Below are 23,219 nucleotides of genomic sequence, written 5' to 3'. Positions count from 1 at the left end.
ATTTGAGAAGTTTTTTTATTTTTACAGGTAAGCAAAACAAGTTGTTGAAGGGCAGGCTGTCATAGAATATGATACATATTATAATGAGGAAAAGTTGAGGGGATAAAAATGCGTACAATTTTACTTTTTCTAAACAACATGTTCATTAGCGAAATCGAGGACATTAGGCAAAAATATGATCCTTTATTTGGATTAATTTCACCGCATATTACAATTGTATTCCCATTTGAAAGTTCGATTTCAAATGATGAGCTGAAATTACATATTATAAATGTATCAAAACCGATACAGAATATAGAAATTGAATTTACGAATCAAATTACAAGTGAAAGAGAATATTTGTTTTTACGAGTTGAAAAGGGGAAAGAACAAATAGAGGAACTACATAATATTCTATATACAGGACCTTTATTACAATTTTTGAAAGAAGACATTCCGTACATCCCGCATGTAACAGTCGGAAGAAAAGAAAGTGCCGAATTAGCTGCTGAAGTAGTGAAGGAGATTCCTAGTTTTCATGGGAAGTTAAATTGTGTGATTGATAGAATAAGCGTGGAGCGAATTGGAGAGAACGGGGAATCAATTATTGAATTTGAAGTGCCATTTCTAAAAAGCTGACAAAAGTCAGCTTTTTATTTCGTAGCATGAAGTAATGCACCAATTGCACCGCTATTACCACCATCTTGTAAAAAGATTGGTGTTTTATTTTGATATTCGGTGTAGCTACTAATAATATGTTGAAGTTGTACGTTATTACATAAAGTCGAACCAATATAAATAATATGTTCAATGTTTTTTGTTTCAGCGAATTGAAGGCTTAATGCAGTAACGACTTCACCAACAAGTCCTTGTACAGTAGCTAGTATATCGGAGCTACTATTATTTGATTCTGTAATGGCTGCTTTTCCGAAGTTACTAGCAGTTAAGTTATTATCGATAGGGGAAAGAATACCACCATAAATATCTCCAACCGTAATATCTAGTTCTTTTCTAGATCCTACCTTTGTTAGAGGGATTACATCTTCAAAATGATCTATATTTGTTAACAATTTTGAAAGTCCCATAATAGTCCCACCGCCAACTCCGGTTCCACCAGCGCGAATATATTGTTCATTATAAACATAATGGATAGAAGTACCTGTACCGATATTGGTTAAAATAAAATTGTTTATAGTATGTTGTTCTTCTTTTAATATGAATTGGACACCTGCAAGAGTAGCTTCAAATTCGCTTAGCTCTATTATTTTATATGAACCTGTAAGCAGTTGCTGTAATAGTTTCGATTTACCACCCGTAATACATATTTGTTTTATGCCATTGTTGTTTTTAATCCAATCTATTATTTTATGTTGTTCATGCGAATAAAATTTTTCAAAAGTTAATAGCTTTTTTTGTTAAAATAAGCTATTTTCGTTAATGTGCCTCCAGCATCGATACCGATAGTACGTTCCATTTTCCTGCTCCTAACTACGTAATATGTTTTCCTATTTACTTAATCGGTTGAGAATAGATATTTCCAACTGATATAAGGAACACTTTAATCTGCTTGATATATTAATAGTTTTTCTATAGTTACAATAGGCTGGTCGTTTACAGTTGCAATACCTTTACCAAGAACAAAACCTCGGCGATTGCGCGTTAGCTCATAATGTAAATCAAGTTTATCACCGGGATATGCTTTTCCGTGGAATTCAACTCCATCTAAAGAGGAGAGGAATCCTAGTCCTTCAGAATCACTTGTATGTACAAATGCACTAAGCTGAGCAAGTGCTTCTACAATTAACATATGAGGCATATGTTTGTGACTATCATTTATAAACCATTCGTTATTTGTAATGAGTTTATATCCTGTAACGAATTCATCTTGTTTTACATTTGTTACTTTATCAATCATTAAAAATGGATAACGATGGGGAAGTGTGTCTTTAATATGCATATGAAAGTACCTCCAATTAATAATACCCCTGCTAAAGTTAAGCAGGGGAGCCGGAATTAATTTTTAACTAATTCATTTACTTTTTCAAGGACGAAAATGCCGCTATTTCTAATGTTTTCAACAACTTGTTGCAACACTTCTTTATCTTGAACGAGTGCAATACGTACGAAGCCTTCTCCGTGAGGTCCAAATGCATGACCAGGTGTAACAACGACATTCGCACGATCCATTAATGCATAAGCGAAGTCTAGAGAAGTCCATCCTTGTGGAATTTCTGCCCAGACAAACATACTACCAGCTGGCTTATCGACATTCCAGCCAAATGTTCGGAATCCATCGACTAAAGTATCTCTCCGTTCTTGATAAATATTGCGGTTTTTCTCACAAAATGCAGCGCCATTTCTTAGTGCTGCAGATGCCGCTTTTTGAATTGGTAAAAATACACCGTAATCGGTATTAGATTTAAATTGAGTAAGTGCACGAACAATTTCTTCGTTTCCAATCATATATCCAATACGGCTACCTGCTAAACTATAACTTTTTGACAAAGAATTGATTTCTACGCCAACTTCTTTAGCACCAGGTACAGAGAGGAAGCTAATTGGCTTATTACCATCAAAATAAAATTCGGCATAAGCAAAATCATGGACAACGATAATATTATGCTTTTTCGCGAATGCGATTACTTCTTTAAAGAAATCTTCATGAGCCATTGCTGGAACGGGATTCCCTGGGAAGTTTAAAATCATCATCTTCGCTTGATCGGCAATTTCTTCAGGGATGACTTCTAAGTCTGGTAAGAAATCATTCTCTTTCTTTAAAGGCATGTAGTAAGATATTGCACCAGCCATTTGAATACCTGTTTCATAAGCTGTATATCCTGGATCAGGAACTAATATAATATCACCTGGATTTGCATAAACCATAGGTAAATGAACGAGCCCGTCTTGTGAACCCATTAATAATAAAACTTCTTTATCCGCATTTAATAAAACGTTATGAGTATTGTTGTAATATTCAGTTACAGCTTCGTGAAATTCTTGAATACCTGATAATGTATACCCGTAGCTCTCTTTCTCACTCGCTGTATGTACCATTGTTTCTCTTACAAAATCAGCGGGCGGCATATCAGGATTTCCGATGCTCAAATCAATCATGTTATGACCTGCTGCAATTTTTTCTTTTTTATAGGCTCCTAATTCACTAAATATAGAAGATTGGAATGCTTTCATTCTAGTTGCTAACGTGTAAGTCATCAAAACCCCTCCTAAAACAGTGCTTTCATTCTGCATTTTTAATTATTCTGAAAACACATGTTTATATTTTATCATTTTTTTATGAAAATTAAAATGATTGACAAATTTAGAGGAAGGATTAGCCTATTTTGAAAAGTATCGATGTAAATAGCGTAGATGCGTTAATTGAAATGTCTATTATAGGATTCATTTTATATAACTTAAGGTATTCTCTAGTTTTTATTAAGTATATTTCTCATGTTTTGAATGAAAAAGAATACGAAAACAAGGGCTATTTTTGTGGCCGATTTCTAAAGTGAAATAACGCAGAAAATATTTTCTGCGTCTCCTCTGAAATGTAATCATTTCTTTTTATATGTGCATAATTTTTCGGCTGTCAAAAAGTATACATTTAGTGTACCGTCGGCAACTTTTAAAGTTTGGTCCGATGTAAATGAATTACCATAATCAATGTGATATACATTAGAATTTTTGACAAATGAGCCTTTATATAAATCGTCTTTATTCTTTGTTGTTTGCATTTCTACTAAATTTTGCACAATTTCCTCTTTATTTTCTTTTTTGACAACTGTTTCAAATTTATAATATACAGGGCATTCACCATTTTTATTGTCAACGACTTCCCAAGAACCGTATATATCGTTATTGCTGCATCCACTAAGTAGGATGATTAGTATAGGAATTGTAAGTAGAACCTTTTTCATTTTGTGCTCCTTTCTTTTAAATTTGAATAAACGTGCGAATACGATAGGGATATTATAATAAATAAAGTTTAAATTTTTTTAAAGAATTATTTAATTTCATATAAAAATTTAGGAGAAATTAAATAAGCATGAATCTAGTGTAAAGTCAGATTCATGCTAGTACCATAGCCTATGTTATGTCTTTTTTGAGCATAAATAAAGAGGAAAGCAGAATCACTATTCCATTTAATATATATACGCTTGCGATCATAAAGGCTAACGTACCTGCGCCAAATCCTGCTTTATCGAATATAGAAGCAAATGTTGCGATAGTCAAAAAGATAATGGGAGTCAGTAGTAAAAATATGAAACCTGCCACGATTCTTTTTTTAAAACTATGTCCAGATAAGGAAATGGCTAAAAAGTTTAGGATGCTAAACAGAGCAATTGCAAAGAGAAGGACAATAAATACTTCGATGCCATCAGACATTTTACCACTCCTTTTATAAAGAGTACTTTTTATAATCTATTCGAAATTAAAGGAGGATACTCCTTTAGGTAATTTCAATAAACGTAATAAATAGGCGTATTATAAAACAAAGAAGTATGGATTCAATATTAGATCCATACTTCTTTGTTTATTTTATAAATTCGCAGATTGCGAATGCTGTTTTTCATAATGTTTCTGCTTAGAGAGGGAAATAGAAATAATCAATAATGAAACGACTCCGAAGATGAGAACCATATATTGTAACCCAATTGTATCTAAGAAGAAGCCTGTGCCAAGTAAGACGATTTGGAACATAACCCTCTCAAACATATTACGGAATGAGAAGAGGCGACCGTGATAACTTTTTTCCACTTTCGTTTGGAAAATCGTCGACATAATAGGGAAGAAGCAGCCAACACTAAACCCAAACAACCCAAATGATGTAAGAGCCATCCATTTTATATCGCTAAAGAACAATGACAGATGTGCAAAAGCAGTACAAACTGCAAAGAAATATAGTAATTTTTCAGGTTTGAAATGATCAGATAGACGTTTAATTACGAAGGCACCTATCATAAATGCGACACCTTCAATTGTATATATGAACCCTTTAATCGTAGGATCATGTTGCATTTCGCTAATGTTAATAACCATTAAATTAAACCCAGCTATAAATAATAGAGGGATGATACTTAATATAAGTGCTGTAAAAGCAATAGGAATTCCTTTTAAAATACGAAATACTTCCATAAAGCTATTATCTTTTGCAGCTTGTTTACTTGGTGTTGTTGATTTCTTGTCTTCGAATTGTAGGAAGAAAGTCGAGAGGAATAATAAGGCGTATGCTGCCATTGAGAAGGCATACATGTACTGTAAACTCATCACAACTAAAAGAATTCCACCTAGTGAAGTACCTGCAATACGAGCAATTGTACCAACATTCATATGTACACCGTTCATTTGTAATAACTCATGCTCACGTACGATGAGTGGAATTACAGATTGTAATGCAGGGAAATAAAATGCTGCTGAAATTTGAAGAGCAACCATAAATGCAATCATAAATGCGATACTTTCAAATTGAATAGCAAAAAACATGAAAATAACACTTAAAACTCGACCAAACCCAGCGTAAAGAAGAACTTTTTTCTTTTCATACTGATCGATGACACGGCCAGCCATAGGTCCAACTAGAACACCGGCTAATAGTCCGATAAATAATATAACTGATTTCATGAAATCAGAAGGGACATATTTTTGCATAAATTCAAGGTTCCCAAGAATACCAAGCCATAATCCTAGACCTGCAATAAACTCCCCAATTAAAACAATCCAAACGTTTTTATTACGCCACATAACATTAAAACCTCTCCGTCTTTTAAAATGAAAAACTCGTATATAAAACCTCCTTATTTATGTAGTGTTTTTATACGAACTTTTTTAGAGTCAGAGTCTATATTACGTGTTTCATAAGTGGATTTCAATCTTTTTGATTTGTCAAAAATTTGATGTGTTAAGTGCTGAAATAAGTGAATCAAAACGTAAAAATTTTATGATTAAAGCTAATAGAAAGTAAGAATATATATAAAAGCAAGAACGTATAACTACGCCTCGCTTTTCTCAAGTACAAAATTAAATATTAGATTCACTTAGCAACATTTTTGCTCTTTTCCAATAGCTAAAGCGCTAAAAGATAGAGGACCAACAACTTCTGCACTAGCACCACTAGTAAGGTTTTCTACAGTTAATGAATATTCGTGTGTTCTACTGCTAACGTTTTGATCTATAGCTTGAAATGTTTGTACGTAAAATTGTTCAGAATCTGTAGATTCAATACCTACTTGTGCATTAAAAACTTCAATATTATCACGGAAAATTCGGAATAAAACTTGTGAAGTCCCAGTTATTCCTTCTACACCAATTGTAGCGATTAATTCTACTCGATTATTACGTGAATCTCTACTTGAAATTCTCAATTTCAAATTTGCTAAAATTGCTTTATTTGGAGAAGAGGGGATTGCAAAAGTTGTTTCACCAGTTTTACTAATAGGTTGAGTAGCTTGGTAATCAATGATATGAGTCATATTCTTAACTATTTTCATATACTAGAATATAAAAATAGTTAAGAATTAGCTTGGACAAATACTAGATTATTTAATAGAGTCAACAACAATTATTGAAAAGAAGAAATTCACATAAAAGCATCAAGAATATATCAAAATAAGATGATATTTTTCTTAATGCTTTTTGTAATTAAGCAGAATATTCTTCTTTACGTACTTCAAAAAATTCATTACGTCGTAAGTAATTATAAATTTTCTCGGAAACTTCTTCTTCTTCAGACACTAAGAAACGATGATCAAAAGCATAGAATGATTGACCTTTAATTAATTTCACATAGTACATTTTAAACACCTCCTTTGACAGGATTATTAGTTGTTCCATATTATGATGGCCTATTTGTCTGCTAAAAATACTTCGAGTTTCAAAGGGGGGAAAGAGCTTACAATTCTGTAAGGTTTATGTCACCTTTTTCGATAGTTTGTATTTACCAATTTCTTCTATACTACAAATAGTTATATAAAATAAGGGGGTAAAAAGATGGATGAAATAATTGGAGAAGTTGTAGCTGGTATTTATGAGTTTGTAGTGGAAGTAACAGCGGATGCTATAGGAAGTTTAGTTTCCGGAAATGATGAGGAAAAAGAAACATTATAATAATTTGTAAAAGTATAAAGTTGATCGAATTATAAAGGCTGATTTCTAAAGGGAATTCAGCTTTTTTATTTTTTACATTATATTAACTTAATTTGAATATTCGTTTGTTATCATATTTAAGAAGCCTATATAAGGAGGTGAATAAACAAATATGTCGAATTCAGGGCTTGATTTATCTGTTTCTCGTTTGATTGTGGTAAATATAGAGGAAAAAGAATATCATTTTATTGTTCGTGAACATCCGATTGTAGGGAAATTTATATCGCTATTTGAAAATGGAAAAGAATATGGTTTAATAGATAAACAAATCGCTAATAAAGATAAATTTATTACATCGGAGCTTACTAAGTTAGATTATTTTAATATAGATGTTTTATATCTTACACCTGGGTGGATATGGATTGGTATGGATCAATTTGGTTTACATGCTCGTGAGGCTACTTATAACGAAGTAGATGTTATTATGAAGTTGAAAGAGGATTTATATTATATAGATATATACGAAGAAATAAAAATGTAGTAAATATTTAGTCAGGTTAGGGGGAAAGTTCCCGTAGCCTTTTTTGTTTAATGCGATAACGTATAATCATATTATTTTGATTATAAGGGAACGTGATGAGAAGTGAGATGAAAAGAGGATTTGAAAATACATGAAGAGAATTGTAATAATTATATGAGTCGTATATGTAAATAACAATAGAAAGAAGATGATAATATGAGTAAAGAAGAGCTTGTGAAAAAACAGTTTGGCAGTAATGCAGATAAATATGTAAATAGTAAAGTACATGCTAAAGGACTGGATTTACAATATGTAGTTCAACAAGTTGAGTCTCGTCATAATAATCGTCTTCTTGATGTTGCTACTGGTGGTGGACATGTGGCAAATATGTTAGCACCTATGTTTGAAGAAGTAGTTGCACTTGATTTAACAGAACAGATGTTAGAAAAAGCAAAAGTTTTTATAAAGCAGAATGGGCATGAAAATGTATCTTTTGTAGCAGGAAACGCAGAGGATTTACCATTTGCAGACCATTTTTTTGATACAATCACATGCCGGATTGCAGCCCATCATTTTACGAATCCGGCTCAATTTATTTATGAAGTAAATCGTACATTGAAGGATAATGGATTATTCATCTTAATAGATAATGTTTCGCCAGAAAATAATGAATATGATACATTTTATAATTTTATAGAAAAAAAGCGAGACCCAAGTCATGAACGAGCTCTAAAAAAGACAGAATGGCTTACTTTATTAGAAAAAAACGGTTTGCAAATGCAGTCATGTCTTACTTTTGATAAGAAATTTGATTTTGACTGGTGGTGTAATATGATGGATGTCCCTTTACAAAAGCGTGAAAAATTAACAGAATGTATGATGAAAGCACCAAACGAAATGAAGAGATATTTTAATATTCAATTTAAAAATAATAAAGTAGAGTCGTTCTATACTGAAATGGCTATGTTTATATGTAAAAAAAGTACAACATTAAAAAGATAAATGTGTTGCAGTCTTTCTGAAGTACGATATACTTAGTACAGAGAAACTGAGAATTGAGGAATAGATATAATGATTCGTGTACGCATTGAAGGTACTGAGGAAGAAATGCTTGAATTTATGGAGAAAATGCCGGACATTCCTGGATTTGAAAAGACACATTTGAGAGAGCCGAGAAAAGGAAATAACCCGAAATACGATTCAAGTAAAAATGTACTTGCATATTTGTCTTATAAAAAGATTGAAGTCGCCAATAAATAGGCGGCTTTTTTAGTTTGCGCTGTTTCACCGCCTTGTCTTTTTCACATAATAATAATAGTAGATTATGCTTAAGAGGGGTGAGAATAGTTAATAAGAAAATTATCTTTTTTGGAGACTTTGGTATTGATGACGCCGTAGCGTTAATTTATGCAAATAAAACATGTAAATTAGATATTCTAGGTATTGTTGCTGAGTACGGGAATGTATCACGAGATATCGTTACGGAAAATGTTTATTTTTTAGAAAGGTACTATGCTACACAAGTGAAAATTATTGAAGGTGCGAGTAGACCGATGACAGCTGAAGAGCCTTTGTTTTTCCCTGAAATCCACGGGGATCACGGTTTAGGTCCTATTATTCCACCTGAGATGAGAATTTGTAAACGAGAAAATTTTTGTGAATTAATCAAATTAATCGAACCTTGTCCAGAAGATATTATAATTGTGGCGACAGGGAGACTAACGACGCTTGCTACGTTATTTTTATTGTATCCAAATATAATGGATCGTATTTGTTCGTATTATATAATGGGCGGCGCTTTCCTATTTCCAGGTAATGTTACACCAGTATCTGAAGCGAATTTTTATGGTGATCCAATTGCAGCAAATATTGTTATGAAATATGCGAAAAACGCTAGCATATACCCGTTAAATGTAACACAGGGCGCGCTTATTACGCCTGAAATGGCGAATATAATAGATAAACAAGGAACTGGACAGGCGAAACTCATTAAACCAATGATTGATTTTTATTATGAGAATTTCTATAAAAAAGAATATCCGGGTATTGGTGGAAGTCCTATACACGATTTACTACCGTTTATCTCGTTTATAAATGACAGTATTTTCGAATATAAAAAATCGGCAGTGTGGATTAGTACGACAAATGATGTGACTAGGGGCCAAAGTGTAGCAGACTTTAGAAAAATAGCTGAGCCAACAAGGTTTGATGATCGGCCGATTCAAAGAATTGCTGTTGGTTTTAACTATGCAGCTTTTAAAGAAGAGTTTATGCGAACAATATTGAAGCCAGATTGTTCTTAATGTGTGTAATAACAAGTCGGATAAATCGTTAGTTCAAAAAAAGGTTTAATCTGTGTGTATTATTCTCAAAAATCTTAAAGTTGAACAACATGAATAACTTATGAAAAATGTCACATAACTAATGGTAAGCAATTGTTTCTAATTATATTTTGATTGGTGAAATGTAAAGGAGGTTATTATATGATTTGGTCTTTAATCGTCGGTGGTATATTAGGATGGCTTGCGAGCTTAATTACTGGAAAGGACGTACCTGGTGGTGTAATTGGTAATATTATTGCTGGTATTATCGGTTCTTGGGTTGGTTCGAAATTACTTGGTAGTTTTGGTCCAGTCATTGGCGGATATGCAATTATTCCAGCTTTAATCGGTGCGATCATTTTAATTTTCATCGTAAGCTTCTTATTACGAGCAATGCGAAAATGAATGTAAGGACTGTTTACATTTGTAAGCAGTCCTTTTTATATGTTATGCTAGTATTATACAATCAGGAGGTGTCAGCATTGAAATCATTTACAGTAAATTTCCATCAAGAAGATAATGCAAAAGCGACAACAGTACATAAATTAAGTGAAGAGGACTTCAATAAAGCAACTGAAAAAGGTACTCGTCATTTATTTGATTTAGATACAAACGTTGGCTTCTTCGTATTCTTTGATGCAGAAGATGCAGAAGGAAATGATCAATACTTAATGTTACAATATGAAGGGGATCATGAAGAACCAACTGCATGCTACGGATTTGATTTAAAACTATACTATCAATTTTTAGCACTATACTTAAACGATCTTGAATTCCAAGGCGAAACAGATGAGGAAGAGGAAGAATACGGTCCAATTCATCATTTAGCGCATTTACTTTATCATATTGTTGAAGATGGTAAATCAATTGAAGTGTAATATACATATTTGAAGCTGCTCTTTTTGGGCAGCTTTTTTATATGACATTGAAATGGTGTACTGTAAGCTAAATAAGGTGAAATTTTAATCAGTGGGGGTTTTGTTCATTCCCACTGATTATCAGCCCTCACCAATTTAGCTTTTACGGGCAGCAGGGCCCCCACCTAACTTCTTTGTTTCCGCTGAATTTTGAGGTGGGGATCTTACTGCCCAGCAAATAGCGGGATAAATTAATAATAGAAATTTATTTATTACTTTCATGTTAGCGTCGTAAAACACCTGTTATAATGATTGTAATTAAATTCTTGGAGGCTAATTCTATGCTTGTAGATGTAAAAGCTTTTATTAAAGCTGCAGGTTTAACATGTATTTCATCATTAAGTGGAGATAACACGTTTGCTTATAATTTTGAAACAGTAAAAAACACTATCGCTACATTTTTTAAGAAGCTAAGATTTACCGTTTAATTTCATTTCAACCAGTAGGAAAAGAGTAATCACTTCCTACTGGTTTTTTTGTTTCAAGGAGCTGTTGTGACAGCATGTTTTAAGTTATAGATAGAGGATATTATCATCGAGAAGAGAAGGTTTAAAGAAGGAGATGAATACGATGATTAACAATATAATTCCAAGTTTTTTTAAATTATGGGAAAGTGACGATTTAGAATTAGAAGTCCTTAATTAATACTATACTTCGCATCCGGTTGATTATCGAAATGAATAAAATACAATAGGGGGTAAAAATGATGAAAGTATATTTCAAAATAGTTATGTTATTTCTTGCTTTTACATGCACATTTGCATTAGCAGCATGTAAAGGGACAGACGAAAAAAAGGAAGCAAATCCAGCCTCGGAAAATCATAAAAATGAACAAAGTAATTCTTCAGAAGAAAAGAAAAATCTTGAAGCAAAACCAAGTAATGAAAAAACAACAAAACCATCAGCTGAGCAAGATTCGAAAGATAGAACACTTAATCAAAAATCAATTAACCACGTTAAAGATTTGTTTGAACTAGCAAAAGAAGGAAAGGTACCTAATGTGCCATTTGGAGCCCATACAGGGGATATTGAAGAAATTGAAAAAGCGTGGGGGAAAGCAAATAAAACCGAATATACAGGGAATGGAATGTACGCAACTTTTACAAATAAAAATGTTGTTTTCGGATTTAATAAAGGGTCACAAGTTTTTGATGTACGCTCATATCATGCAGAACTAAAATTGATTACATTACAAGAAATTGAAAAAGCATTAGGAAAACCATCTTCAGTTAAAGAGAATGGTGAAGATAAAATATATGTATACAAAGTAAATAACCAGTATGAATTGAAATTTGTCATTCCAAAATCGACTGGTAAGGTCGATCATATTTCCGTATTTTCGCCAGAGGATAGTATTAATAAAATGGCAGGATAAGAAATTAAGTGATTTCAAAAACACCTCACTTTCTTGAAGTGAGGTGTTTTTAGTTGTAAACAAGGAACGTCTCCTGTCATATAAAACATACTTTCATATGCGAAATACTTCACTTTTATTTTTTAGCATTTATCCAATAAGAAATGTTGATCTACTGAAAAAGTAGTAACCTATAAATTATGTGTAGGATGGTTCACGATTTTTTTACGTTCCAAACTTTGAACAAATAGCGCTTGAACAATACCTCCAACTAATAAGAAGCTAGCACAAATATAAAACAGCATACTTCCATTTAACTTACTTAATATAACTGCACCAATAACTGGTCCACACGTTCGAGATATATCCCAGTGTATACCGTAAATTGAAAAATATAAACCACGTTTATCATGAGGTGCAATTTCTGAAACGAATCGTAATAAATGGTTTAGAGCAATACTTTCTCCAATGACTAAAAAGAGTAAGGTGAAGAATAACGACAATATCGTCGTTGAATAACTAAAGCCAACTGCAGCTATTGTATAGCAGGCGTAAGAAATAAGGATGATTTTCGCCATAGAAAATCGTTCAGACCATTTTACGAGGAAGATTTGTAGAATGATTTCCAAAATGGCTTTGCATGTTGAAATAAATGCGAGTATGAATACGAGATTAGGAAATACATGTTCTGCAAAAATACGATAATTCGTCTCAGTTTGTGCATAAAAAAAGCTAATAGGAAGTGTAGAAACCATAAGACCGAATATGGCGTAATGTTTAAAAACAAATTGCTTTGGTGAACTTGCCTCAACTGTTTGTTTCGACTTACTTATAGGTGGAACAGTTTCTGGGAGCTGGGTCCAAACAACAACAGCATATATCGTAAGAGTTACACTTTGCACGATAAATAAATATTCTGGGTGAGTATTATAAAAACTTGCACCGATTAAAGGGCCGACTACGGATCCGATTGCTCCCATCGTTTGTAGGAGAGCAAAAATCTCTGCTTGCTGCTCTTGTTTTGTTAAATCAGCAATTTGTGCACGCTGAGCTGGAATGTATAAGGAACGGCCAATACCATTAATAACATATAACAGTGCAAATATAAAAACGGATTGAGCGAAAACGAAACTACCGATTGCAACACCTTGTAGTAATAATCCGAGTAACATAATCTTTTTTCGGCCATATTTATCAGTAATTCCTCCAGCAATAAGTGTAAATAAAATGTCTGAAAGTGGCTGCAGTCCGAAAATCAGCATAGTTATTATTACATTGCCGTTTAACATTTTATTGACGTAAATAATCATAATGAGAGCTAACATAGATTCAGTCGTTCGGGTTAATAATTCACCGCACAGTCTAATGAAAATAGGTTTATTGTAACGAAGTAAGAGATAATTCAATATTAATTCCTCCTTTCTATATTGAAATGATAAGATGAAAGGAGAGTTGGAAAAAGGGTAGAAACAATAGGGAGTATTTTTCACCTTTTAGGGGGAGTATGATGTTTATTTTAGATCAATACATTGAACTATGGATTGCTTATGGAAAAGGGAAAAAAGAGGGAGAACGATTGGAAGTAACAGTGCAAAATATATCTAGAACACTATTTTGTACAGAGCGTAATAGTAAATTAATTATAAAAAAATTAGATGAGTTAAATTGGATTAAGTGGTTTCCAGGTCGCGGCAGAGGAAATCGTTCTAAGTTAATATTTCAAAAGCACCCGATGTCTTTAATTTTAGATAGAGGAAAAGAAATAACGAAAAAAGGGGATGTGAAAAGCGGAAGCATATTTGTGGAACGCTATAGCTCACATTTTCCATCGGTAAAGGGAGAATATCACTCCTGGGTGGATTCAATATTTGGTCATAAGGTTGAAATGACATCTGAAGGGAGAAGAGATGTACTCCGGTTGCAAGTACAAATGAATTTAGATATCACATTAGATCCTGTATACGCTACAATGCGTTCAGAATGCCATATGGTAAAACATATATTCGACACACTCGTGTATGTAGACGGTAATACAAACATTATAGAGCCAAGACTTGCATTTCACTGGGAATATAATGACGCTGAAAAAATATGGACGTTTTACTTACGAAAAGGAGTTCACTTTCATAATGGAAAACAACTTACTGCACATGATGTTATATACTCGTTGAATCGATTTATGAAGCTGGAAAATAATGCACACGCATGGATGTTACAACACGTTGAAAATATCCGTTCAGTGGATGACTACGTTTTCGAAATTCAATTACATACGGAAAATCGAATGTTTTTACATATGCTAAGTGCAGAACAGTGTTCTATCGTGAATGAAGATGAAGCAGGAGGGTTAATTGGAACAGGGCCTTTTCAATTATATAAAAGTAATGAAAATCTGTTCATTTTAGAAGGACATCCTTTATATTTTCGTGAAAGACCTTTTTTAGATCGTATTGAGTTGTGGAATGTAGAACAAGGTGTAAGTACATACGATGTTTTAGTAAAGGCGCAGTATAAAGATAAAGAAAAACATAATAAAGAATTGTCCCGGCTTGAGTCGAACGTGACATATATAACATGTAATCTTACGAAAGAAGGACCAATGCAAGATGCGTTATTTCGGAAAGCGTTATATCAAATCATTCATGGTTATACAATCGTTCAAGAACTCGGCGGAGAACGTGGAGAAGTGGCAAAGAAACTAATATTAGCAAATGAAAGCATAGTAGATATTGACGAAGATATCGAAAGTTTAATTAAAAGGAGTACTTATCATAGTGAAGTGCTACAACTCTACACATTTACAGGACGAGATCATGTTGAAGATGCACAATGGATACAAAAAGAGTGTGCGAAGTACGGGATTCGTGTAGAAAATAATTTTCTTGAGATAGAAGAGCTATTGGAAGTAAGTACGATACAAAAGGCCGATATGATGCATGATAGTGCCACAATAAGTGAACGAATAGAAGATAGTTTATTATATATGTTTCTTACAAAAAATAGTTTTATTCATGGACAAAGCAGCATGGACTTTCATGAAAAGTTGTCTCCTTATTTTAGACAAGAAGAATTAGAGAAAAGAGTTACACTGTTACGCGATATCGAGGATACTTTGTTACGTCAAATTCATATTATTCCTTTATATCGTAATAAACAAGAGGTAAGTACACATGAAAAAGTTCAAAATATAATGATTAATTCACAAGGTTGGATTGATTTTTATAATATTTGGTTTAAATCTTGATATATAAGGGCTTTTGCACATTTTCATAAGATGTGTAAGAGCCTTTTTGTATGTGAGAATAGGTTTGTTTTACACATTGTTACGCTACTTGTGATAAAAGTCTATTTACAGCGTAACAGTGTTATGTTACATTGTTATCAGGAAGGAGTGTTATACAGTTGAGTACAGATTTAATTTCAAAAAAAGATTTATTAGAACTAACTGGTATTTCATACGGACAGTTATATAGGTGGAAAAGAAAAAATTTAATTCCGGAAGATTGGTTTGTACGAAAATCAACGTTTACAGGTCAAGAGACATTTTTTCCGAAAGAAAAGATATTAGAGCGTATCGATAAAATCCAAACGATGAAAGAGGATTTATCACTTGATGAACTAGCGAACATGTTTTCACCGAGTGTGAGAGAAATTCTTTTAACAAAGGAAGAGATTTTACGCAAGGGGATTGCATCAGAACCAGTTTTACAATTTTTCATAGAACAAACGAATAAAACAGCAGAGTTTCAATTTGTAGACATTCTTTATGTGTACATGTTAGAAGAATTACTACAATCAGGAGAGATTAGTTTAGAAGAAGGAAAAATGGTCTTGCAAGTTTTACGTGAAAATTATGAAGCAATGAAACATAAAACTTGTGACTTAATCATTGTCCGAAAGTTAGGTATTTCTACATGTTTATTAGTTTCAAACGTGGACGATTTAATTTTTGAAAAAGGCACCAAAATCGTTTTACGCGAAGCGATTATGAAATATACCGAAGCATTAAAAACTAAATTGTTGTAGTGGAGGAGAAAGTATGCGTACAGATAATTTGATTATAAATGGTTACGGTTCATCCAATGGTGGCGAGTTTCATAAAGTGCAATTAAACGGAAAAGGAACTGTGAATGGAAATGTTGAATGTGAGCAATTTGAATGTAACGGTTACGGTGCAGTTACTGGCGATTTGAAAAGTAGCAGTGCACGAATTAGCGGATCTGGTAAAGTTGATGGCACAGTTCATGCTGAAACGATGCGAATTGATGGAAAAGCAACAATTACGCAAAATGTAAAAGCAAACAGTTTGAAAATTGCAGGAAAAGGTACGATAGGTGGAAATGTCACTGGTGAAGAATTTAAAGTCAATGGTCAAGCTACAATTGACGGTAATTGTGAAGTGGATACTTTTTCTTCAGAAGGACAATTTACAATCGGTGGTTTATTAAGCGCAGATGAAATTAATATAAATATTCACGGTACATGTCGAGCGAAAGAAATTGGTGGTCAAACGATTAAAGTAAGACATAGATCAGGTACATTTAGTAGGCTATTTAAAACAGTATTTGGCTTGCAGTTAGAAGCTGAACTATTAGAAGGTGACAATATCGATATTGATTATGCTCACATAAGAACGGTAAGAGGAAACAATGTTACAGTAGGAGCAAACTGTGAGATTGAACTGATTGAATATACCGGTGTTCTTACTGTTGATAAAAATGCAAATGTAAAAGAAATTAAGCAAGTTTAACGGAAGGGAGAAATCAATATGGAACATCCACATAGTCTCACAGTAAATGGTTCTGGTAATTCAGCAGGCGGAGATTATAATAAAGTGAAGATTCGCGGTGAAGGAACAATTACGAATGATATGAGTTGCAATGAGTTTAAAACGTACGGAACGAGTGATGTACGCGGTAATGTGAAAGTGAAAAATTATGTCGTATATGGAGATAACGAAGTACAAGGAAATGTAGATGCGGAATATGTAAAAGTATATGGTAATACACAAATTCATGGTGATGCTCATATTGAAAAAACAAAAGTTAGAGGTATGATAGATATTGCAGGAAAGTTTTCAGGTGATTTCGTAGATGTAAAAGGTGCTTTAAATGTAAAAGGAGATATTGAAGTAGAAGATTTATCATTAACTGGTGGTCTTGAAAGTGATGGATTACTTAATGCTGAAAATATTCAAATCTCACTTCGTTATGAAGGCAGTAAGGTAAGAGAAATTGGTGGTAAAAAGATTACTGTTCGTAAAAAAGCGAGATTTATTCCTTTTACTAGTCATGCTGGAAACCTCCAAACTTCGATTGTTGAAGGAGATGATATCTATTTAGAACATACGATTGCTGAAGTTGTAAGAGGCAACAACGTCACAATTGGTCCTGGATGTGAAATTAGTGTTGTAGAATATCATACTAGTTTTAATCAAAAAGGTAATGCAGTCGTAAAAGAACATAAACAAATATAAGTAGTATGAGGGAGAGCAAGAGATATGGTTGAGAAGAATAATAAGCTCGGCTTTGTTGTGGCGGGCTTATTGCTAGGTATTTTAATGGCATCGATGGATAATACCATTGTCGTAACGGCGATGGGAACAATCGTTGGTGACTTAGGAGGCCTCGAAAACTTTGTATGGGTCGTTTCTGCCTATATGGTCGCAGAAATGGCAGGCATGCCGATTTTCGGTAAGCTATCAGATATGTATGGTAGAAAGAGATTCTTTATTTTCGGTTTAATTGTCTTTATGATTGGTTCGGCACTTTGTGGTACTGCTGAAAATATTACACAGTTAGGTATTTATCGTGCCATTCAAGGTATTGGCGGCGGGGCATTAGTGCCAATCGCGTTTACTATCGTTTTTGATATTTTCCCACCTGAAAAACGCGGGAAAATGGGTGGTTTATTCGGAGCGGTATTTGGATTATCTAGTATTTTCGGGCCATTACTTGGCGCATATATTACCGACTACATTAGCTGGCACTGGGTATTTTATATTAACTTACCACTTGGCATTTTAGCACTTATTTTTATTACATTCTTTTATAAAGAATCACGCGTTCATAGGAAGCAAAAGATTGATTGGTTTGGTGCAATTACTTTAGTTGGTGCAGTAGTTTCTTTAATGTTTGCGCTTGAACTAGGCGGACAAAAATATGATTGGGATTCTAGCTTTATTTTAAGCTTATTTGGTGGATTCGCTATTTTAATCATCGCATTCATTTTTATTGAACGAAAAGTAGAAGAACCAATTATTTCATTTGAGATGTTTAAGCAGCGCTTATTCGGAATGAGTACAATTATTGCTTTATGTTACGGTGCTGCATTTATGTCAGCAACTGTGTACATTCCGTTATTTATTCAAGGTGTATACGGTGGTACCGCAACAAACTCAGGATTATTACTTTTACCGATGATGTTAGGATCAGTCGTAACAGCGCAGTTAGGCGGATTTTTAACAACTAAACTTAGCTACCGAAACATTATGATTATTTCTGCGGTTATTATGCTAATTGGACTATTCTTATTAAGCACGTTAACACCAGAAACAAGTCGTGTATTATTAACAGTTTATATGATTATTATCGGATTTGGAGTCGGTTTCTCATTCTCTGTACTAAGTATGGCAGCTATTCACAACTTCGGTATGGAACAGCGCGGGTCTGCGACTTCAACGAGTAACTTCATTCGTTCGTTAGGAATGACACTAGGCATTACAATCTTCGGAATGATCCAAAGAACAGGTTTCCAAGATCAATTAGAAGAAGCATTTAAAGGGATGAGCGGGGGAATGAATACAAACGCTTTAGGGGATTCAAGAGCTATTCTATCAGAATCGGCAAGATCTCAAATCCCTCCGCAAATATTAGATAAGATTATTGACGCTCTTTCTAGTTCAATTGTTCAAACATTCATGTGGGCATTGGTACCAGCTGGATTAGCATTCATATTTATTTTCTTTATGGGAAATGAGCGCATGGTAATTAAGAAACAACAAACGAATAAAAAGAGTGAAACATCAAAAGCGTAATGAAAAAGCTCCTTTCTAATTGGAAAGGAGCTTTTTCGTATGTACGGATTTAGATTAGCCTTCGATAATTTCGTATTCTTCGTCTGCTAATAGTAAAATTTGTGTTTTCTTACCTTTGTTTTGAACTTCGATTACATCGTAAGCACCTAAGTCTCTTACTTTGCTTTGAGAAGCGTTAACCATAACTTCAATAGAATCAATTAAGATATCTTCTTCAATGTATGATTCAGGCAATGCCATATCTTCAGTATCTAATACACATGCGTATAGATTTTGTAAGTTTTCAGCAGTTGGGTTTTGTTCCTCAACATCAATGATGTTTTTTACTGCTTCCATATTTTCCTCTTTTGCTTGGTATACTTTAATTTTAGCCATTGTTTTAATCTCCTTTATAACGTAATCGTAGAGGCTACACCTTATTATAACGTTTTTTTCATGAAAGATGAAATTGTTATATGTATTTATAGTAAAATTTATGTGTCCTTACTCAAAAATGGTGTGATTTCCATATAAATGTACGATTAGGTAACGATATTGCTACGTTAACGTTATATTGTCCAAGCTTTTCTTATTTTCTTCTCATATATATGTAGTAGCAATTCTATATAGAGAAGGGATGGAGTGTAAGTGGGGTGTGAACCGAAACGTGATTGTGGGTGTTGCCAAAATAGTATATGTGAGTTTTTACAGAGTCTAGAACCGTATACAAAAGTTGAAAGTATCATAATAGCAGGAAACGAAATTGCTGTATCTTATTTTCTTTCATTTAATAAGAAAACAGGTATCGTATCATTCGTACAAGAAGACAATGAGGTTATATTTGTCGATTGTTCAAAGATTGATGCAATTCGAATAGGGAAAGTATGTAGTTGCAAAACAAAAGTTAAATATATTGAAGAGGACTTTAGCTTGCTAGGAAATGTTTGCCCGCATTGTTTAACGGAGGGGAGTACAATCTTTTTCGATTTTAACAATCCTGAATTAAATGTGTCTTTCCAAGCAACAACAATTAATCCACCTAGATGTACTGAATTTACAGATGATCTCGGGAATGTAGTAAAGCAAATTACTATAGTAGGTGAGGCGAAAGTTTCTAGAGATTTTGTTCAAGTACCTGAACTGGTAGGTTTTCGATTACTTTTATCACATCTAGCTGGAGACCCTTTAAACTACGGATTATTATTTATTAATTTTCCTGATACGATTTTTATTTTTATATTGGCATCAAGCGGATACCTTTCCATTTCGAACTGTTTAAAAATAGAGGGCGGAACTGGTGATGCCGAAATAGAAGAGATGAAAAAAATGATAGAGGATGACGTTAACACGTACAAATCAGTTGTTAAATTGACTAAAGTATATAAGAACGGTGAGACGGAATCTTTTATTTATAAAAATGAGTTATAACACATGTATTTAAATGCACCCTCAAACTATTGTTGAGGGTTGTTACATAATTAATTATGTTGGTCCTTCAAACCGTTTGTTAACGGGTAAGAAATATATTTATTGTTGACTTATTTTATATGTTGATCATTTCATAGTTAGTAGATGTTATAATCATTTTATGTTTACTGATATTTTATAAATATTCAAAGTTTTAATTTAATAGTCAATTGCTTTTATGATGAACAGGTGGGTATGTATATGAATACGAATTATGGAGCGCTCATGAAAATGTTAAGAGTAGTTGATTCTAAAGAAGGCGGGAATGTAAATGATATATGAAGCGAATATACATACAAGAAAAAAACTAGTTTCTATGTTTGAGGATTTCAATAACGTTGTTTTACTTTCTTATTTACAAGGGCATATGGGTACTGCTTGGGTAAATGATCTTGAAAATCCAAAAGTAGCACAAGTTACGGTAGGGATTTTTACATTTTACGCTGGAGACCCAAATACGAAAGAAACAGAAGAGTTATTACGTAATATTCCAGAAAGAATTTTAGTTATCGTGAATAGTGAAGAGTGGAAACAACGCTTAGAAACATTCCATGAAAGAAAAATAGATAAGTTTTTACGTTATAAATTCAAACGAAATCCAGAAGTTTTTAATCGTTCAAAATTAAAATCTTTTATATCAGCACTTCCAAAAGAATATGAGTTAAGAAGAATAGACGAGCATATCGCAAATAGCCCTACATTACATAAGATATCTGAAGATTTCACAAGTCAATTTCATTCGGTAGAAGATTATATAAACCGTGGTATAGGTTATAGCATTTTATATAACGGAGAAGTTGTATGCGGTGCATCCTCGTATAGTATTTATAATGATGGGATTGAAATTGAAGTTGCGACTGATCACAATCATAGAAGAGAGGGCTTGGCAACTGTAGTAAGTGCAGCTCTTATATTGGATTGCTTAGAAAATGGAAAGTATCCAAACTGGGACGCAGCGAATACTACATCTGCTAAACTAGCAGAAAAGTTAGGATATGAATTTGATAAGGCATATGATACTTATTTTGTGGATAATAGATGAGTGAAGGAGTTACATACTAAAAAATAAATGCGCCCTAGTACGTAAGTCTAGGGCGCATTTATTAGTTGGTAAATATCTTCATAACAATCATATCATATTTTATCTTTTGAATGTTTGGAATTAAAGATATTTATGTGACTTTTTGAAAAAATAAAAGAGCAGCTAGCAAAAGCCAACTGCTCCTCTCCAAGGGGGAATGGAGAAATACAATCATATTATCTATAGTATTGACGGAACATAGAGTTTTAATCAAAGCCCGATTGGTGAGAGATTTGATTAAAACTCCCACTGATTAAAGTTTCACTTTATTACATTTACAATTTAAATAGTAGAACGTGTTTATCGTAGTTCTCCAAACACCAATTATATTTTTTTAGAATAATTGGATGGACTGCTTCTGTCGTAGTATCGACTTCAGTATATCCATATTTCTTATAAAAGTTTTCTAATTCCTCAAAAGGAAGACAATATACATTTTGTATTTGTGATTTTTTCGCAGTTTCTACTAAAAATGAAACAAGCTCACCAGCTAATTGAAGCCCTCTAAATTGAGGCAGAATAAAAATCCCGCCCATTTCTAAAGTATCTTCATCTATTTGGACTAATCGGCCAACACCTGCATACTCGTTGTTATATGTAATAATTGCAACTTTATCTCTCTTTAAATCACTTCGTACAAATCCTATTGAGTCATATTGACTATTAATCCATTTTAAATCGTTAGATGTGGCCAATTGAATACTCATATATATCCTCCTTCGGAATACTAGCGCTCTCTTCATTATATAGAACATAACATACTATATCAAAGGAACCTTGAGGTAGCCCATTTGTTTAAGTTATTAGTTAAAAGTGTGGGGTTGCTGGCATTGAAATGATGGCTTCATCAAACATAGGATAATAATCTTGTGAATTTAGTGTTACATAGTCAAAATAAAAATTAATTCATGTGTTCGGTAATGCACGATGGTTTAAGTGTAGAGAAGATCATAGGGGTATTTTAATTAGTAGCTACTATATTCATTGAAGTTATTAAGGAAATGTCGTAATCCCTAGCCTTAGTGATACAAATCATATTAGGGTTTAGTAAAAAAACTCTTCCTGAAAAAGAGGGGGATTAAAGATAAGAGCACTTCGAAAAGTGCCCTTCAGTAAACGACTACTTATTCTAAAAAGAAAGGATGCAATATATTATATGAAGTTTAGTGTATTTAAGTATGGGGCTTTTATATAAAAGTTTTATTTTGTTCCGAATAAAAAGGCGGTTGTTTCCGCAACCACCTTTCAGTAAAACAAAGCACTTTTTATGAAATAAATTATGGATGGTCCCTAAAAAAGGTATAGGATATACCCACATTTTTATAACTAAAGTGACGAACTCAGGTTATAAGGAAGGAACAATTATATTGTATGAAATCTATTCTAGAGTAGTCACAAAGAAAGTTGTCTTCTTATTAGAAGGCAGCTTTTTTTATTAGAAAAAGAAGTAGAAGATTAAGTTACTTGTCCAAACAAATTTTT

General features: G+C 33.1%; 26 protein-coding genes and 1 pseudogene. 16 read left to right on the top strand and 11 right to left on the bottom strand.

The features are described from left to right. The first annotated feature begins 108 nt into the window (after window positions 1–108). Window positions 109–618 carry a 2'-5' RNA ligase family protein gene (locus tag C3Y97_RS14075; protein ID WP_071740743.1) on the top strand — a complete coding sequence of 170 codons (510 nt, stop codon included), beginning with the start codon at window positions 109–111 and terminating at the stop codon, window positions 616–618. Window positions 619–632: 14 nt separating this feature from the next. Here the strand turns inward: C3Y97_RS14075 and coaW are convergent. The 8 genes and pseudogenes from coaW to C3Y97_RS14035 form a co-directional block, all read right to left on the bottom strand. Beyond that, window positions 633–1,453: pseudogene (coaW, locus tag C3Y97_RS14070) on the bottom strand (type II pantothenate kinase). 84 nt (window positions 1,454–1,537) lie between these two features. Then, window positions 1,538–1,936 (bottom strand): 3-hydroxyacyl-ACP dehydratase FabZ family protein, encoded by a 399-nt coding sequence (locus C3Y97_RS14065; protein WP_000547649.1) that lies wholly within the window; start codon window positions 1,934–1,936, stop codon window positions 1,538–1,540. Window positions 1,937–1,992: 56 nt separating this feature from the next. Continuing rightward, the gene (locus C3Y97_RS14060; protein WP_048538289.1) at window positions 1,993–3,192 is read right to left on the bottom strand and encodes an LL-diaminopimelate aminotransferase; all 1,200 of its coding nucleotides are present in this window, start codon (window positions 3,190–3,192) and stop codon (window positions 1,993–1,995) included. A gap of 341 nt (window positions 3,193–3,533) precedes the next feature. Continuing rightward, window positions 3,534–3,896: a hypothetical protein gene (locus C3Y97_RS14055; RefSeq protein WP_000757022.1), complete on the bottom strand. Its 363-nt coding sequence runs from the start codon at window positions 3,894–3,896 to the stop codon at window positions 3,534–3,536. Window positions 3,897–4,065: 169 nt separating this feature from the next. Then, window positions 4,066–4,365 carry a hypothetical protein gene (locus C3Y97_RS14050; RefSeq protein ID WP_001279463.1) on the bottom strand — a complete coding sequence of 100 codons (300 nt, stop codon included), beginning with the start codon at window positions 4,363–4,365 and terminating at the stop codon, window positions 4,066–4,068. Window positions 4,366–4,518: 153 nt separating this feature from the next. Beyond that, complete coding sequence (locus C3Y97_RS14045) at window positions 4,519–5,721, bottom strand: MFS transporter (RefSeq protein WP_000269258.1); 1,203 nt, start codon at window positions 5,719–5,721, stop codon at window positions 4,519–4,521. Window positions 5,722–6,014: 293 nt separating this feature from the next. Next, entirely contained in the window at window positions 6,015–6,449 is a 435-nt protein-coding gene (gene exsC, locus C3Y97_RS14040) for an exosporium protein ExsC (RefSeq protein WP_136363467.1), read from the bottom strand. Between the two features lie 169 nt (window positions 6,450–6,618). Further along, entirely contained in the window at window positions 6,619–6,771 is a 153-nt protein-coding gene (locus C3Y97_RS14035) for a YqbF domain-containing protein (RefSeq protein ID WP_000291905.1), read from the bottom strand. Between the two features lie 463 nt (window positions 6,772–7,234). Between C3Y97_RS14035 and C3Y97_RS14030 the strand changes: the two genes are divergently transcribed. The 8 genes from C3Y97_RS14030 (at window position 7,235) to C3Y97_RS13995 (ending at window position 12,195) form a co-directional block, all read left to right on the top strand. Next, window positions 7,235–7,603 (top strand): hypothetical protein, encoded by a 369-nt coding sequence (locus tag C3Y97_RS14030; protein ID WP_000071475.1) that lies wholly within the window; start codon window positions 7,235–7,237, stop codon window positions 7,601–7,603. Window positions 7,604–7,798: 195 nt separating this feature from the next. After that, window positions 7,799–8,584, top strand: coding sequence for a class I SAM-dependent methyltransferase (locus C3Y97_RS14025; RefSeq protein ID WP_136363466.1), 786 nt, complete (start codon window positions 7,799–7,801; stop codon window positions 8,582–8,584). Between the two features lie 69 nt (window positions 8,585–8,653). Continuing rightward, window positions 8,654–8,842, top strand: a complete 189-nt coding sequence (locus C3Y97_RS14020; protein WP_000621878.1) for a DUF3970 family protein — start codon at window positions 8,654–8,656, stop codon at window positions 8,840–8,842. A 77-nt stretch (window positions 8,843–8,919) separates the two neighbouring features. Next, complete coding sequence (locus C3Y97_RS14015) at window positions 8,920–9,885, top strand: nucleoside hydrolase (RefSeq protein ID WP_001223682.1); 966 nt, start codon at window positions 8,920–8,922, stop codon at window positions 9,883–9,885. A 180-nt stretch (window positions 9,886–10,065) separates the two neighbouring features. Next, the gene (locus C3Y97_RS14010; protein WP_000638306.1) at window positions 10,066–10,308 is read left to right on the top strand and encodes a GlsB/YeaQ/YmgE family stress response membrane protein; all 243 of its coding nucleotides are present in this window, start codon (window positions 10,066–10,068) and stop codon (window positions 10,306–10,308) included. Between the two features lie 77 nt (window positions 10,309–10,385). Then, window positions 10,386–10,781: a hypothetical protein gene (locus C3Y97_RS14005; protein ID WP_000834883.1), complete on the top strand. Its 396-nt coding sequence runs from the start codon at window positions 10,386–10,388 to the stop codon at window positions 10,779–10,781. 320 nt (window positions 10,782–11,101) lie between these two features. Continuing rightward, the gene (locus tag C3Y97_RS14000; RefSeq protein WP_000959548.1) at window positions 11,102–11,248 is read left to right on the top strand and encodes a hypothetical protein; all 147 of its coding nucleotides are present in this window, start codon (window positions 11,102–11,104) and stop codon (window positions 11,246–11,248) included. A 275-nt stretch (window positions 11,249–11,523) separates the two neighbouring features. Continuing rightward, window positions 11,524–12,195 carry a YjgB family protein gene (locus tag C3Y97_RS13995; protein ID WP_048538293.1) on the top strand — a complete coding sequence of 224 codons (672 nt, stop codon included), beginning with the start codon at window positions 11,524–11,526 and terminating at the stop codon, window positions 12,193–12,195. Between the two features lie 170 nt (window positions 12,196–12,365). On the opposite strand, the gene C3Y97_RS13990 is transcribed toward C3Y97_RS13995, so the two are convergent. Further along, entirely contained in the window at window positions 12,366–13,580 is a 1,215-nt protein-coding gene (locus C3Y97_RS13990; RefSeq protein ID WP_001108464.1) for an MDR family MFS transporter, read from the bottom strand. Window positions 13,581–13,681: 101 nt separating this feature from the next. Between C3Y97_RS13990 and C3Y97_RS13985 the strand changes: the two genes are divergently transcribed. The 5 genes from C3Y97_RS13985 to C3Y97_RS13965 all read left to right on the top strand — a co-directional run bounded on the left by C3Y97_RS13985 (window position 13,682) and on the right by C3Y97_RS13965 (window position 19,210). Continuing rightward, window positions 13,682–15,418 (top strand): ABC transporter substrate-binding protein, encoded by a 1,737-nt coding sequence (locus tag C3Y97_RS13985; RefSeq protein ID WP_000470210.1) that lies wholly within the window; start codon window positions 13,682–13,684, stop codon window positions 15,416–15,418. 158 nt (window positions 15,419–15,576) lie between these two features. Continuing rightward, complete coding sequence (locus C3Y97_RS13980) at window positions 15,577–16,200, top strand: YhbD family protein (RefSeq protein WP_000102257.1); 624 nt, start codon at window positions 15,577–15,579, stop codon at window positions 16,198–16,200. A gap of 13 nt (window positions 16,201–16,213) precedes the next feature. Beyond that, window positions 16,214–16,924: a bactofilin family protein gene (locus tag C3Y97_RS13975; protein WP_001258384.1), complete on the top strand. Its 711-nt coding sequence runs from the start codon at window positions 16,214–16,216 to the stop codon at window positions 16,922–16,924. Window positions 16,925–16,942: 18 nt separating this feature from the next. Then, complete coding sequence (locus C3Y97_RS13970) at window positions 16,943–17,650, top strand: hypothetical protein (RefSeq protein ID WP_000400906.1); 708 nt, start codon at window positions 16,943–16,945, stop codon at window positions 17,648–17,650. 24 nt (window positions 17,651–17,674) lie between these two features. Next, the gene (locus tag C3Y97_RS13965) at window positions 17,675–19,210 is read left to right on the top strand and encodes an MDR family MFS transporter (RefSeq protein WP_000229620.1); all 1,536 of its coding nucleotides are present in this window, start codon (window positions 17,675–17,677) and stop codon (window positions 19,208–19,210) included. Window positions 19,211–19,264: 54 nt separating this feature from the next. On the opposite strand, the gene C3Y97_RS13960 is transcribed toward C3Y97_RS13965, so the two are convergent. After that, window positions 19,265–19,585 carry a hypothetical protein gene (locus C3Y97_RS13960; protein ID WP_001062733.1) on the bottom strand — a complete coding sequence of 107 codons (321 nt, stop codon included), beginning with the start codon at window positions 19,583–19,585 and terminating at the stop codon, window positions 19,265–19,267. Window positions 19,586–19,837: 252 nt separating this feature from the next. Here C3Y97_RS13960 and C3Y97_RS13955 point away from each other — a divergent pair, with 252 nt between their 5' ends. Beyond that, on the top strand, window positions 19,838–20,617 hold the full coding sequence (locus C3Y97_RS13955; RefSeq protein ID WP_000501707.1) for a BC_2878 family exosporium-associated protein: 780 nt from the start codon (window positions 19,838–19,840) through the stop codon (window positions 20,615–20,617). A gap of 310 nt (window positions 20,618–20,927) precedes the next feature. Next, window positions 20,928–21,698, top strand: a complete 771-nt coding sequence (locus C3Y97_RS13950; RefSeq protein WP_000638727.1) for a GNAT family N-acetyltransferase — start codon at window positions 20,928–20,930, stop codon at window positions 21,696–21,698. A gap of 314 nt (window positions 21,699–22,012) precedes the next feature. On the opposite strand, the gene C3Y97_RS13945 is transcribed toward C3Y97_RS13950, so the two are convergent. Beyond that, on the bottom strand, window positions 22,013–22,444 hold the full coding sequence (locus C3Y97_RS13945) for a GNAT family N-acetyltransferase (RefSeq protein ID WP_000027166.1): 432 nt from the start codon (window positions 22,442–22,444) through the stop codon (window positions 22,013–22,015). Window positions 22,445–23,219 lie beyond the last annotated feature (775 nt).

It is taken from the genome of Bacillus sp. DU-106, assembly GCF_004799705.1.
Classification (GTDB): Bacteria; Bacillota; Bacilli; order Bacillales; family Bacillaceae_G; genus Bacillus_A; species Bacillus_A cereus.
This window is presented reverse-complemented; position numbering and strand designations above follow the sequence as displayed.